The organism is Mycobacterium sp. E2989, assembly GCF_001667595.1.
Classification (GTDB): domain Bacteria; phylum Actinomycetota; class Actinomycetes; order Mycobacteriales; family Mycobacteriaceae; genus Mycobacterium.
The window spans coordinates 57196-70032 of the sequence record NZ_LZJX01000086.1; the positions used below are offsets into that span (position 1 = coordinate 57196).

The 12837-nt window shown below is 70.0% G+C and carries 11 protein-coding genes and 4 tRNA genes; 6 read left to right on the forward strand and 9 right to left on the reverse strand.

The annotated features are described in order from the left end of the window. Positions 1 to 82 precede the first annotated feature (82 nt). From A5680_RS15295 to A5680_RS15305, 3 genes are read right to left on the reverse strand one after another with little or no spacing between them, the layout of a single operon-like run. Entirely contained in the window at positions 83 to 868 is a 786-nt protein-coding gene (locus A5680_RS15295) for a sulfite exporter TauE/SafE family protein (protein WP_055403918.1), read from the reverse strand. 57 nt (positions 869 to 925) lie between these two features. After that, positions 926 to 1858, reverse strand: a complete 933-nt coding sequence (locus A5680_RS15300) for a catalase family peroxidase (protein WP_067820661.1) — start codon at positions 1856 to 1858, stop codon at positions 926 to 928. Between the two features lie 17 nt (positions 1859 to 1875). Then, positions 1876 to 2664: an SDR family NAD(P)-dependent oxidoreductase gene (locus A5680_RS15305; RefSeq protein ID WP_067820664.1), complete on the reverse strand. Its 789-nt coding sequence runs from the start codon at positions 2662 to 2664 to the stop codon at positions 1876 to 1878. Positions 2665 to 2904: 240 nt separating this feature from the next. Between A5680_RS15305 and A5680_RS15310 the strand changes: the two genes are divergently transcribed. The 3 genes from A5680_RS15310 to A5680_RS15320 all read left to right on the forward strand — a co-directional run bounded on the left by A5680_RS15310 (position 2905) and on the right by A5680_RS15320 (position 5870). Beyond that, positions 2905 to 3378, forward strand: a complete 474-nt coding sequence (locus tag A5680_RS15310; RefSeq protein ID WP_067820730.1) for a hypothetical protein — start codon at positions 2905 to 2907, stop codon at positions 3376 to 3378. Between the two features lie 156 nt (positions 3379 to 3534). Then, on the forward strand, positions 3535 to 5085 hold the full coding sequence (locus A5680_RS15315; RefSeq protein ID WP_067820667.1) for a long-chain-fatty-acid--CoA ligase: 1551 nt from the start codon (positions 3535 to 3537) through the stop codon (positions 5083 to 5085). Next, the gene (locus A5680_RS15320) at positions 5082 to 5870 is read left to right on the forward strand and encodes an MBL fold metallo-hydrolase (RefSeq protein ID WP_067820670.1); all 789 of its coding nucleotides are present in this window, start codon (positions 5082 to 5084) and stop codon (positions 5868 to 5870) included. Before A5680_RS15315 ends, A5680_RS15320 begins: the two co-directional genes overlap by 4 nt. Here the strand turns inward: A5680_RS15320 and A5680_RS15325 are convergent. The 4 genes from A5680_RS15325 to A5680_RS15340 all read right to left on the reverse strand — a co-directional run bounded on the left by A5680_RS15325 (position 5865) and on the right by A5680_RS15340 (position 10528). Beyond that, positions 5865 to 6695 (reverse strand): enoyl-CoA hydratase/isomerase family protein, encoded by an 831-nt coding sequence (locus A5680_RS15325; RefSeq protein ID WP_055403607.1) that lies wholly within the window; start codon positions 6693 to 6695, stop codon positions 5865 to 5867. The genes A5680_RS15320 and A5680_RS15325 overlap by 6 nt on opposite strands. 53 nt (positions 6696 to 6748) lie before the next feature. Then, entirely contained in the window at positions 6749 to 7042 is a 294-nt protein-coding gene (locus A5680_RS15330; RefSeq protein WP_067820733.1) for a hypothetical protein, read from the reverse strand. Positions 7043 to 7075: 33 nt separating this feature from the next. Beyond that, on the reverse strand, positions 7076 to 10333 hold the full coding sequence (locus A5680_RS15335; RefSeq protein WP_067820673.1) for a serine/threonine-protein kinase: 3258 nt from the start codon (positions 10331 to 10333) through the stop codon (positions 7076 to 7078). Between the two features lie 120 nt (positions 10334 to 10453). Then, positions 10454 to 10528: transfer RNA gene (locus A5680_RS15340), tRNA-Val, on the reverse strand. A gap of 181 nt (positions 10529 to 10709) precedes the next feature. On the opposite strand from A5680_RS15340, the gene A5680_RS15345 reads away from it, so the two are divergent. The 3 genes from A5680_RS15345 to A5680_RS15355 all read left to right on the forward strand — a co-directional run bounded on the left by A5680_RS15345 (position 10710) and on the right by A5680_RS15355 (position 10972). Then, a tRNA-Gly gene (locus A5680_RS15345) sits at positions 10710 to 10782 on the forward strand. 28 nt (positions 10783 to 10810) lie between these two features. Beyond that, positions 10811 to 10884: transfer RNA gene (locus A5680_RS15350), tRNA-Cys, on the forward strand. Between the two features lie 13 nt (positions 10885 to 10897). After that, positions 10898 to 10972, forward strand: a tRNA-Val gene (locus A5680_RS15355). 432 nt (positions 10973 to 11404) lie between these two features. Here A5680_RS15355 and A5680_RS26570 read toward each other — a convergent pair. After that, positions 11405 to 11998, reverse strand: coding sequence for a zinc ribbon domain-containing protein (locus tag A5680_RS26570; RefSeq protein ID WP_082970384.1), 594 nt, complete (start codon positions 11996 to 11998; stop codon positions 11405 to 11407). 125 nt (positions 11999 to 12123) lie between these two features. Continuing rightward, positions 12124 to 12291 (reverse strand): hypothetical protein, encoded by a 168-nt coding sequence (locus A5680_RS25770; RefSeq protein WP_156675121.1) that lies wholly within the window; start codon positions 12289 to 12291, stop codon positions 12124 to 12126. Positions 12292 to 12837: the final 546 nt, after the last annotated feature.

Genomic DNA, 12837 nt, shown 5'->3' on the forward strand with positions numbered 1-12837 from the left:
CCCCGCCATGGACGCACACTCAAAGCCGTAAACGCACACTCGATGCAGGCAGCCCTGCGCCAACCCGTTTGCCTGGCCTCCGTCACGCCACCAGGAGGAGGCGGTACAGCCCGATCAGCCCCACCACCACGATCGCGGCGCGCAGCGCGTTGCCCGACAACCGGCGCCCGTAGCGCGCCCCGATCAGCCCCCCTACCAGCGAGCCCGCCGCGATCAGCCCGGCCGCCGGCCAGCTGATCCGGTCGAACGCCACCAACGTATAGGCAACGGCGGCAACCACATTCACCACCAGGGTCAGCAGGTTCTTCGCCGCGTTCATCCGCTGCACCGACTCGGGCAGCAACGCCCCCATCAGGCCGACCAGCAGAATGCCTTGGGCGGCAGTGAAATACCCGCCGTAGACGCCGACCCCGAAGGTGCCCAGCACCAGGACGGCCATGCGGGCCGGGGTGATGTGCTCCGGTGAACGGCCCGCCGCCTCGGTGCGCCGGCTCGTCCACGCCTGGATCCGCGGGCCGATCACCACCAGCACCAGCGCCAGGACCAACAGCACCGGCACCACCTCGGCGAAGACCTTCTCCGGCAGGTGCAGCAGCAGGAAGGCACCCAGCACCCCGCCGGCCAGCGACGCGGGCAGCTGCCAGCGCAGCCGATCCCATTGGCCGCGCAGCTCCGCGCGATACCCCCAGGTGCCGGAGACGCTGCCGGCGATCAGCCCCGTCGCGTTCGACATGGTGGCCGTGACCGGCGGGAAGCCGAGGGCGACCAGCGTCGGGAACGTGATCAGGGTGCCGGACCCGACCAGGGCGTTGATGGCGCCGGCGCCGAGCCCGGCCAAGCAAATCAGGAAAATGTGGGAAGGCGACACTGAGGGAAAACCCTAGCCTGCCGCCGGTTTCGGCGGGCGGCGGGTTCGGCTTGCGCCTCAGACGGCGGGGGCTTCGTCCCCGCGATCGACGCCGGTGCGCAGCTTCACCGACGCCGAATACGCGAGCGTCCGGAAGCGCAGCACCGGATCATCGGAGGGCTCGATGCCGTCGGTCACCCGCATCGGGTCGAACACGACGATGTCGCCGCCGTGCTCGCGCTCGGTTTCCAAGCCGGTGATCTCGATGGTGCCGACGGTCGCGATCTGGGTGCTCTGCCAGGGCGCGGACGGGTCGACGGTCGAGTCGGTGGGCCCGGCGATCTGCACGCGATATTCGAACCGCACCGGCCCGCTGCCCAGGCGCGCGTTCAGCTCGTCGGCGAGGAAGTCGGACCCCTCGCCGTGGGCCGCCGACGGCGACAGGAACTTCTCCGCCGCGGCCGGAACCAGGTGATAGCGAACGAATCTCGCGCTGCCGTCGGCCGCGACCCAGCGGAAGGCGTGCAGGCCGTGGTATTCGACGGTGGCGTAGCTCGCCGGGATCTTGTTGGCGTCGCGCACCACCGGCAGCGCGCCGAGCAGCCGGGGGTGGGTGAGGAAGTACCTGGCCATGCGCAGCGGCGTGGTCAGCCCGGGCCGCATCGCCTTGAGCAGGTCGACGAACCCGTCCGGGGTGCTCGACACGAACAGGCGGGCGGTCTGCGTCGACAAGTCGGTGGTGGAGCCGTCGGGCAGGGTGAACTTGACCGCCATCCCGCGGATGCCCGGCGCGTTGTCGCGCTGCTTGGGATTTCCGGCGCCGTTGGAGAAGCGGATCAGCGCCGGGACGGTCGAGCCGTCGAGATGCTTTGCGCGCGAGAGCATTAGCGCATCGGGGGTGGCGGTGAAGGTGCCGCGGTACAGCGTGCCTTTGGCGTGCAGCGCGCGGCAGCCCGGCTGCGCCCCGCCGGTGCCTCGAATCGCCTCGATCGCGTCATCGGGAGTGACCATGCGCGAATCTTAAGGCGCTAGGAGGGAAAGCCGAAGAGTTTGACGACACCGTGATCGCGGCCGGCGGTGTAGCCGCCGTCCACGGCGATGGCCTGGCCGCTGACGAATGAGGCGTCGGGCGACAGCAGGAAGGCCGCCATGGCCGCGACCTCCTCGGGCTGGCCCAGCCGTTGCAGGGCGTGCTCTTGCGTGATCGATTGCAGCGGGCCCTCCATGCCCGGGAGGCCGAACACGCCTTGGGCCATCGGGGTTTCGATGAAGCCGGGACAGATGGCGTTGGCGCGGATTCCGCTGGGCCCGTAGTCGAGCGCGATGTTCTTGGTGAGCAACACGACGCCCCCCTTTGCCGCGTTGTACGAGCTGCCGCCCGCCGTGCCTTCCAGCCCCTCGACGCTGGCGACGGTCACGAGCGAACCCCGCTCGCCGTCGACGCGGGGTTGCTCGATCATCCGGGCCAGCGCGGCTTTGGCGACCAGGAAGGTGCCGGTGAGGTTGATCCCGATCACCCGGTCCCATTCGGCCCGGTCGAGCAGGTGGACCGGGCCGCCCCCGGCCACCCCGGCGGCGTGCAGGACGCCGTCGAGGCGATCCGGGACGGCGGCCAGCACGGCGGCGACCGCGGCCTCGTCGGCGACGTCGGCGGCGACGAACTCGAACCGGGGCCCGAGGTCGGGCGGCTCGGCCAGGTCCGCGCCGATCACCGTGCCCCCCTCGGCCAGCAGGCGCCGCGCGGTGGCCAGGCCGATCCCGGAGGCGGCGCCCGTGACGACGAAGGTGCGTGAGCGGGCTCGGTCAGGATTCGCCACGGCTGGTCCCCTCTTTTCGACGATCGTGTTGCCGCAGAAATGCTGACACACCCCGTCGATAAGGGAGAGCTATCAGCAAATAGCGGGGCGGTCTTGGACATCGCGTGCCGGCGGCGCGATCGTAGGACCATGTTCAATTTGCCCGTGCCCGCGCCGTTGCGCCCCCGGCTGTACGCCTTCCCCGCCGTCGCCGCGACGGCCATAGTGGTCCTGACGGCCACCGCCAATGGGGCCCCGCCGGTGCGGCTCGCCTCGGCCGAGGCGATCGACATCGCCCAGGGCGTCTCCATCGTCCCCGCACCCGGCTGGACGCTCGGGCACCGCGGCCCGAACTGGGTGGCGCTCAGCAACGCCGACGCCAGCGCGCAGCTGCGGGTCACGGTCAAGCCCGCCGGCGGGACCGATGCCCTCGTCCTGCTGCAGGCGGACAAGGACCAGCTGGCCGGGGACGCGTCGGCCATCTTGCGCAACGTGCAGGTCGTGGGCGAGCCGCACACCAAGGCGGAGGCGGGACGGCACTTCCAGCAGGAGGCCTCCGTCGACTACACCGCCGACGTGCTGGCCCCCGAGGGCGCGATTCCCGTGATCGGCAGCTTCACCGAATTGCTGAACCCCTCGACCGGGCAGTCGGCGTTCATCGACTACCGCCAGGACAACAGTGCGACCCCGCAGGCGGTCAGCGACGGCGGCACGATGATCGAGTCCATGTTCTGATTCCGCTTCGCGGGTGTGCCTCCCGGGCTTGCGCGTGCGTCCACGGCTTTGCGCGTGCGTCCACGGCGGGAAAACCGCGCAATTTCGGCCCTCAGCGCACAGTCAAAGCCCTCAGTGCACACTCGACGGGAGGAAGTTCACTACGCGGAGGGGTTCATGCCAGCAGGCGACCACACGACCGAAACGCTCGCCGGGTTCGTCGAGCGGCACGCGCGGCAACGGCCCGAGGCCATCGCGATCCGCTACGGGGAGCGGCAGTGGTCCTGGGCTGACTGGGCGGCGCGGATCCGTCGCGCGGCCGGCGCGCTGCGCGCCGCCGGGGTGCAGCGCGGACAGTGCGTGGCGTTCCTGGACAAGAACCACCCCGCCTGCCTCGAGGTGCTGTTCGCCGCCGCATCGATCGGGGCGGTGACCACCGTCGTCAACTGGCGCGTGATGGGCGACGAACTCGTGCACGTGCTCCACGACAGCGGGGCGCGGCTGCTCTTCGCCGGCGCCGAGCTGCGGCCCGCGGCCGAGGCGGCCGCCGAACGCGTGCCGGGCCTGGAGCGCATCGTCGCGGTGGGCGACGAATACGAGTCCCTGCTGGCCGCGGCCGAGCCCACCGAGGGCGACGCCGCCGTCGACCTGAGCGAGACCGCGCTGGTGATCTACAGCTCGGGCACCACCGGGCGGCCCAAGGGCGTGCTGCTGAGCCAGCGCGCGCTGGTCAATCACGCGGCGAACCTCGCGCCGGCGTTCCCGTTCGGCGACGGGGAAGCGAACCTGGTGGCGATGCCGTTGTTCCACGTCGGCGGAATCGGCTACGCGCTCTTCGGGATTCGGGCCGGGGTGCCGACGATCATGACCCGCGAACCCGACGCCGCCGCCCTGGTGGGCGCGGTGCGGGCCGGCGCGACGCACGCGTTCTTCGTCCCGCCGGTGATCGCCCGGTTCCTCGAGGCCGGCGAGGCCGCCCACGCCGCGATCGCGGGCCTGCGCTACATCGTGTACGGGGCCGCGCCCATGCCGTTGCCGCTGCTGCACCGGGCGCTGGACACCTGGCCGGACACGCGTTTCGTCCAGGTGTACGGGCAGACCGAATTGTGTGGCGCGGTCACCGCGCTCAGCGACGACGACCACCGCGATTCCGCCCGCCCGCACCTGCAGCTGGCGGCCGGAAAGGCGGTGCTGGGCACCGAGATTCGCGTGGTCGATCCCGAGACGGGCGCCGAGGTGGCGGCCGGGGAGCCCGGCGAGATCTGGGTGCGCAGCAACCAGAACATGAGTGGCTACCTCAACCGGCCGGAGGCGACCGCCGAGACCATCACCGACGACGACTGGGTGCGCACCGGTGACGTCGGCCGCCTGGACGCCGACGGCTACGTCTACATCGAGGACCGCCTCAAGGACATGATCATCACCGGCGGGGAGAACGTGTACGGGCCCGAGGTGGAAAGCGTGCTCATCGAGCATCCCGGCATCGCCGACGCGGCGGTGATCGGTGTGCCCGACGACTTCTGGGGTGAATCGGTCAAGGCGATCGTGGTGCCCGACGGTGAGGTCGACGCGAACGACGTCATCGCGTTCTGCCGCCGGCACCTGGCCGGTTACAAGTGCCCGCGAACGGTCGGCTTCGTGGAAACGCTGCCCCGCAACGCGAGCGGGAAGATCTTGAAAGCCGAACTGCGCGCGCCGTATTGGCGCGACCGGGCCCGGGGCATATGAGCGCGGTGGTCGACGCGCGGCGGCGCGACCGCGCGATCAGTGTGCTGGGCGGCCCGACCACGGTGGTCGACATCGCGGGTCAGCGGATCGTGATGGACCCGACGTTCGACCCGCCGGGTGTGCACGCGTACCTGACCAAGCTCACCGGCCCGGCGGTGCGCGCTGAAGCGCTCGGAGCCGTGGACGCGGTGTTGATCAGCCACGACCAGCACCCCGACAACCTCGACGACGAGGGTCGCGCGATGGCCCTGGCCGCGCCGCTGGTGCTCACCCACCCGGGCGGCGCCGCCCGGCTGGGACCGCCCGCGGTGGGCGTCGCGCCCTGGCAGACCTACAAGCTATCCGAATCGCTTGTGGTGCAAGCGGTTCCGGCGGTACACGGCCCGGCGGACGGGCAGCGCGACGAGAGCGGCCATGTCAACTGCGAGGTGACCGGCTTCGTGCTGTCCGGACCCGACCTGCCCACCGTGTACCTCAGCGGCGACAACGCCTCGATCGCGGCGGTCAAGGAAGTGTCCGAGCGCGTCGGCGTCGTCGACGTCGCGGTACTGTTCGCGGGCGCGGCCAGCGTGCCGACCAAGGAGCGCGGACGACCGCTGACGCTGACCTCGGCGCGCGCGGCCGCCGCCGCCGAGGTCCTGGGCGCCCGCGTCGTCATACCCGCCCACGTCGACGGCTGGGCCCACTTCAGCGAGGGCGTCGACGAATTCGCGGCGGCGTTCGATCAGGCCGGGATCGGCGACCGGCTGCGGGTCGCCGCCCACGGGGAGTGGATCGACCTATAGCCGCCCCTCGGCCCGCAGGTCGGGGTGCACCCAGTCGGGCGAGCGGCGCTCCTTGAACGCGCGGAAGCCCTCGCGGGCCTCGGCGTCGCTGAGGCTGCTGACCATGCCGATGCGGTCGTAGAGACCCAGGTAGCTGTCGATGCTGGACTTAATCACGCCGCGGGCGCGCGGGGCGGTCCGACAGCACTGTGCGAGAAGCTCTTTCGCGGTGTCGAGCAGGGCCTCGTGCGGCACCACCCGGGTGACCAGGCCCCAGTCCAGGGCCTCGGCGGCGGTCAGCACCCGCCCGGTGAACATCAGGTCGCGGGTGCGCACCGGCCCGATGACCCGGGCCAGCATCTGGCTGTAGTAGGTGTCGGCGTAGCCGCGGAACAGCTCAGGAACGCGGAAGGTGGCGCGCTCGCTGACCACCGACAGGTCGCTGCACAGCGCGATCTGGAACCCGCCGCCCTGGCACAGGCCGTTGACCGCGGAGACGATGGGTTTGGCCGAGGTGCGCACCGTGTCGAAGGGCGTGACGTCCATGCCCAGCGCGCCGCCGAACGTGATCCAGTTGTCGGTCGCTCCCCCGCCGCCCATGTCGCCGCCGGGCGCGAACACGTCACCCGTCCCGGTGATCAACAGCCCGGCCAGCTCGGGGTCCTCGTTGAGACGTCCCACGGCGTAACGGATTCCGAAGTACATCGCGGGGGTCAGGGCGTTACGCGCCTCCGGACGGTCGATGGTGCACACCGCGATCGACCCCTGACGCTCGAAGGTCAGGTAGGGCGTGCCCAGCCAATCCCCCTCGGGCGGGCGGGGGCTGTCGTGCGGGGTCTCGGCCACGGGATTCCTCTCACATCGGTCGCTACTGTCGCTCTTACAGTAGCCGCGCCGATCTACACGTACGCCAGCGTGACCGTCGCGCTGCCCGCCGATGCGTCGTCGAGCAGGGTCGCGAGCTTGTCCCGCAACGCGGTCGTGGCCTCGGCCACCGGCTTCTCGCAGAACCGGCAGTTGAGGGTGAACCTGGGTTGGTCGTCTTCGTCGGGCCAGAACCGGCGGGGCCCCACCTGGGCGCCCGGGTCGAACGCGACCGCCTGGTGCGGGGTGTCCTTGAGCAGCCTGCCGACGGGATGGCCTTGCGGGCATTCGAGTTTCAGGATGCCGATGCCTTCTTGGTTGCCTACCACGGCCACCGTCCTTTCGCGTGTTGTGTGTCGTCGTTAACCGAGGCCGGCGTCGGTGAGCAGCCGCGGCAATCCGTGTCGGGCGCACAGGTCGCGCACCAGCGCCAGGTCCTCGAGCGCGTCGTCGGCGCGCCCGACGGCCGTGAGGGTTTCGACCAGCAGCAGCCGGGCCTGCAAATTCGCCAGCGGCCGGGCGGCCGGATCGATGCCGGCCAGCAGCGCGGCGGCGTTGCGGCAGGCCAGGTCGCGGTCGTCGCGGGCGCGGCTTCGGGCGAGCAGCCGGATGCCGGAGGCCGCGTCGAGCTCGGCGGTGACGGTGGCGATCCCGTCGCCGTCGCGGGCCACGTCACCGGTGGCCCGCAGCCGGTCGGCCTCCGCGGGATCGAGTTTGCACCCCAGCCGGACCCGCTCGTGGTTGATGGCGGCCGCCAGGCGCGGCAGCCGCAGCTTCTCGGCCACCGCCATCCCGGCGTCGAGGCGGCCGACCGCCTCCTCGCGATCGCCCTGTGCGGCTTTGACTTTGGCGCCGACGACGTAGCGGGCCGCCAGGTAGTCGACCCCGCCGCCTTCGGGACCCAGGTGGTAGCTTTCCTCCAGCAGCTCGGCGGCCTCGTCCAATTCGCCTGTCTCGTAGAGCAATTCGCCGAGCGCCGCGCCGGCGATGCGCGCCGCGTAGGAGTGCGGGCCCACCGCCGAGCCGATCTCGAACCCCTCGCGGAACTTGCGCAACGCGAGGCCGATGTCGAGCTGCTGGCGGGCGGCGATGCCGGCCCAGCAGCACGCGTACACGGCGCCCACCGCGCCGACCTGTTCGTTGAAGGGTTCCGCCCACTCCAGGAGTTGCTGCGCGGCCGGCAGGTCGAAGCGGTAGATCGCGGCGAACGCCAGGGCGGTGGCGGCGGCCTGCGGCAGCACGGGACGCAGCTGGTCCGCGCCGGAGACCACGTCGGCCAACTGCTCCTCGAGCCCGTCGGTCCGGTCGGCGTAGATCTCGGCCACCGCCCCCACCACGCTGGCTTCCAGCGCCAGGTCGGCGCGCCTCTCCTCGGGCAGGTCCGCCTTGGCCAGGGCGGCGGCGAAGCGCATCAGCGCGGCCTCGGTGGCTTCGCTGCGGTGCAGCAGGATGTTGGCCCACGCCGATGCGAGCTGCAGCAGCGGCCGGGAGACCACGAGGCTGGGCGGCAGCTTTTCGACGAGGCCCAGGAAGGTGGTCATGCGGGACTGGTTGATCAGCGCCCTGGTCTCCAGGCGCTCGACCAGGTCGACCGCGTGCGCGGCCTCCCCCGCGGCCAGCGCGTGGTCGACGGCCTCGTTGATGAGGTCGTGCTCGGCGAACCACTCCGAGGCCGTGTGGTGCAGCTCGGCCAGGCTTCCGGGTTCCTCGCGCTCGAGCCGGCGCCGCAGGAACCCGGCGAACATCTGGTGGTAGCGAAACCATTGCGGCGCATGGTCGATGCGCCGCAGGAACAGCCCGCGCCGCTCGATGTCCTCGAGAATGGCGTGGCCCCCACCGACTTCGGCCAGCACCGACGCCAGCTCCCCGCAGATCCGTTCGGTGATCGAGGTCGCCATCATGAACTCGACGAGCTCGGGCTCCAGGGTGTCCAGGACGTTCTCGGCGAGGAACTCTTCGACCGCCTCGTCGTCGCCGGACATGCGGCTCACCAGGTCGCCGGCGTCGCCGCCGCCGCGCAGGGACAGCGTCGCCAGTTGCAGGGCGGCGACCCAGCCGTCCGTCGACGCGGTCAGGGCCTCGACGTCCTCACCGGGCAGCTGCAGGCCGGCGACGTCGTTGAGCAGGGACCGCGCCTCGTCGGCGTCGAAACGCAGCTTCTCGCAATCGATTTCGACCAGCTCGTCGCGGACCCGCAGCTTGCTCAACGTCACGGCGGGGCGCGCCCAGCTGGTCACCACGACCTGCAGGTGATCGCCCGCGTTCTCGATCAGGAAGCGCAGGGCGTCGATCGTTTGCGGGTCCGACACCCGCTGCCAGTCGTCGACCACCAGGGTGATGGGTTCGCCGAGGTCGTCGATCGCGTCGATCAGTGAGGTCAGCACGTAGCGGGTGGCCTCGTCGCCGCGCTGTTCGAGCATCTGCTCCAGCGGTTCGGCGAGGGCGGGACGCACCCGCCGGATCGCGGCGAGCAGGTGGGCGAGGAACCACACCACGTTGTTGTCGTCGTCGTCGACCGTCAGCCAGGCCACCGTCACGCCGGCGGCGGTCAGTTCGGCGCGCCACTGGGCCACCAGGGTGGTCTTGCCGTATCCCGACGGCGCGTGCAGGAGGATCAGCCGCCGGCGCCCGGCCTCGCGCAGCAGCGCCATCAACCGGTCGCGCGCGACGAGCGCCCGGGTCGACGCGGGGGGGCGGAATTTCGTCGCCGGCGCCGGCGGCGTGGTTTCCCGAGCGCGATACGCCGCGGCCGGGACCGTCGACCCCGCGGCGTCGACCGGCACGACCATGCTGTCTACCGGGGTCCGGCGCCGGCGTTGCGCCTCGCGCAGCTGCTCCCCGTAGTCGAGCGCGGAGACCGGCCGACGGCTGGGATCGCGGGTCATGCCGGTTTCGATCACGGCGATGACGTCGTCGGGCACACCCCGCTCGGTCAGCATCTCGTGGACCGACCGGCCCATCGGCGGGTGTCCGGTCAGCGCGCAGAACAGCGTCGCGGCCAGCGAGTAGACGTCGGATCCGGTTGTCGGCGTGGCGCCTTCGAGAAGTTCCGGGGCGATGAACGCCGGTGAGCCCATGACGACCCCGGCGCGGGTCTCGAACCCGCCGGCGATGCGCGCCAGGCCGAAGTCGGTGAGCTGGGGCTCGCCGTAGTCGGTCAGCAGGACGTTGCCCGGTTTGACGTCGCGGTGCAGGATGCCGGAACGGTGCGCGGCTTCCAGCGCGCCGGCGAGCTTGACGCCGATGCTGAGCACCTCGGGCCAGGGCAGGGGACCCCCGCCGCTAACCAGGCCCCAAAGCGAGCCGCGGTCGTGATAGGGCATCACGATGAACGGCCGGCCGCTGCGGGTGGTGCCAGCCTGCAGCACCGTGACGATGTGCGGGTGCCCGGAGAGCCGGCCCATGGCGCGCTGCTCGCGCAGGAAGCGGTCGAGGTTCTCGGGGTCGAGGTCGTTGGTGAGCACCTTGACCGCCACCAGGCGGTCGAGCTCAGGCTGAGCGCAACGGTAGACGACCCCGAATCCGCCGCGGCCGATCTCGGTGACGTCGTCGAAGTCGAGTTCCGTGCCGATGCCGGCGATCAGATCCTGCTGGATCGCCGCTGCGTCCACGTCGGCCATCGACCTGTCCTCGCGAGTAGAGAGGGCCCCCGGTCGTGTCACCATAGCGCGGATTGACCTGGGGCGATGCCGGAAGTTTCGGGCGTTCGGGGCGGTGGCCGATGCTTGGCTGCCACGAAGTGGTGGTCCCGGCTGGGATCGAACCAGCGACCTTCCGCGTGTGAAGCGGACGCTCTCCCACTGAGCCACGGGACCGGCGCCGAGAGGCGAACGACGTCGAAGATTAGCACGAGCCTCGCCTCGACAATACCGGCCCGCATGCGCCGTCAGGACGCTGCGTTAGCCTGGACGCGGCTCGTACGGAGAAATTTGTATGTGCCCGCTCACGTGGACTATCGTCGTGCTTCGCACCGGGCGACGATCTCGTCCGAGGCGCGCGGATGTAGCGCAGTTGGTAGCGCATCACCTTGCCAAGGTGAGGGTCGCGGGTTCGAATCCCGTCATCCGCTCGAAGGTGCAAGTGGCATCAATCCCAGCGGTGGAGTGGCCGAGTGGTGAGGCAACGGCCTGCAAAGCCGTGCACACGGGTTCGATTCCCGTCTCCACCTCCAGCTTTTGATCCCGGCGCGATTAGCTCAGCGGGAGAGCGCTTCCCTGACACGGAAGAGGTCACTGGTTCAATCCCAGTATCGCGCACCAGAGTTTGTGCACGTCAAAGCGGATTTTTCGACTTGCCCCGAGCGGTCCGCTGCCTATACGCTGCCGATCCGGCACCCGAGCGGCCGTCACGATACCTTTGCCGGCGGACACGTCGCTCGGCCGCGGGTAGCGTCCGGACGCCATGGACCCCGACAACGACAGCAACTTCGCGGCCTCGTCCGACGACGGCGTCACGGCCTACTCGGACCAGGAACTTCTGGAAGCCGCGCGACGCAGCGAGGTCCCGCCGCGAAGAGCCAGCCGAGGCAAGGAGACCGGCCGCGGCGGGCTCGCATTATCCCCGGTCGCTCGGTCCAAATCGCTTGCTAGACATCGGGTGTCGTGGCGGGCCGGGTTCGACTAGGCCGGCCCGCCCGACCCCACCCCGGCACCCACCGCGCGGGTGCGCCGTCAGGGTCAGCGCGGTTCAGCCTATTTACGCTTTAAGCGCTGGCCGCACTGCTCGCAGGTGTACTCAGTCTCGCTCGCCAGCACCGCCTGGACATGCTGGCATTTAAAGCACCTGACCTTTTTCGCTGGCGTGACTGTCTTCGTTGGGGTGACTTTCTTCGCTGGGGCGGCCTTCTGTGTTGGGAACTGATGTCCGCAGTACCTGCACACCTTGGCCTTCGCGCGAACCGATTCGGCACAGTCTGGGCAGGTCTTGGTATGCGACCCGACTGGTGATGCGGCCGGTACGAACTGATACCCACAGTCCGGACAGGCGAGGAACCCGTTCTTAGACTTCGCTCCGCACTCCGGACACTCCCTCAGACGGTCGTTCGTCACCACCCAGCAGACACCGAGGATGACATCGACCAAAGCCCAGATAAAGAGGATGAATACCCCACCGACCGCCATACCGAGCGCTTTACCAGCTTGGCAAAAGTCCGCGACTTGGTCTTTAGGGCAATCGGTGTTAGAGCTTTCAAGGGCGTTGTACAGCCAGGCGGCGAAGCCTAACTGGGCTGCGAGGATGAGTTGCGTGAATGGTCTCCACGACGGCCACGACGGCCACGACGGCATGAGTTAACCCCTACCAGAACCGCATGCCGTCGCTCAGCCGGTTGACGGAAAATTGTCAGCGGTGTTCGCGGCCGGAGGGCTCCACCCCCGCAGTGTGATCCACTGACCGCACCGCAGGGAAGCCCTCACGCCGACGCCCCGCCGCGGCCCTTCGCCCGTCCCGCCCGCCGCGCATCCCGACGCCGCGCAATCTCATCAGCCGCCGACACCCCCTCGACGACTTCCAACTCGGCGACCTCGGCCAGCGTCGCACGCAGCCCGGCACAGAGCCGGTCCAAATTGCGCGTTGTCACAGGCGTCGATCTGCTCGGCCAGGCGGGCGGCCATCCGCCGCAACGCCGGCAACCGGTCACAGTCGGCCAGCGACACCAGCGTCATGTCCGCGCCAAGCGGGGTCTTGCCCGGCATCCTCATCTCCACGGCGGTCCCCACCGCACTAAAAGCTGGGCAGACTTTGGTCACGGCGCTGGGGGCGGTGGGCCAATAGGGAAATCTGGCGGCGTCGGGAACCACGTGCAGGAGCCGGTTGCGGTGGTGAGGCTGGTGATGTGCCAGTCGCATTCATCGCGGGAACCATCAGGGTAGGTGCAGGTGGAGTGCGACGCCCCGAACATTCCGATGCCGCCGCACTGCCCGTTCGCGTTCGCAATACATACCTGATGGGCCTGCGGATTGGTCTTGTCGGTGCATTGCCCCGCCGCGTTCGCTGCTGTTGAGGGTATAAACATCCACGCGACCAACACCGCCGCGGCGGACACAGCTTTCAACCACATGATTCGATTCTTTCTGTTGCAGGGTTGCCAGGCGCAGAGTTCGGCATGTGCCATCGGAGGTAGTGC

Coding starts and splice junctions, on each gene's coding strand:
- A5680_RS15300 (WP_067820661.1), bottom strand. CDS start 1,858: ATGGTCACTCCCGATGACGCGATCGAGGCGATTCGAGGCACCGGCGGG.
- A5680_RS15315 (WP_067820667.1), top strand. CDS start 3,535: ATGCCAGCAGGCGACCACACGACCGAAACGCTCGCCGGGTTCGTCGAG.
- A5680_RS15320 (WP_067820670.1), top strand. CDS start 5,082: ATGAGCGCGGTGGTCGACGCGCGGCGGCGCGACCGCGCGATCAGTGTG.
- A5680_RS15335 (WP_067820673.1), bottom strand. CDS start 10,333: ATGGCCGACGTGGACGCAGCGGCGATCCAGCAGGATCTGATCGCCGGC.
- A5680_RS26570 (WP_082970384.1), bottom strand. CDS start 11,998: ATGCCGTCGTGGCCGTCGTGGCCGTCGTGGAGACCATTCACGCAACTC.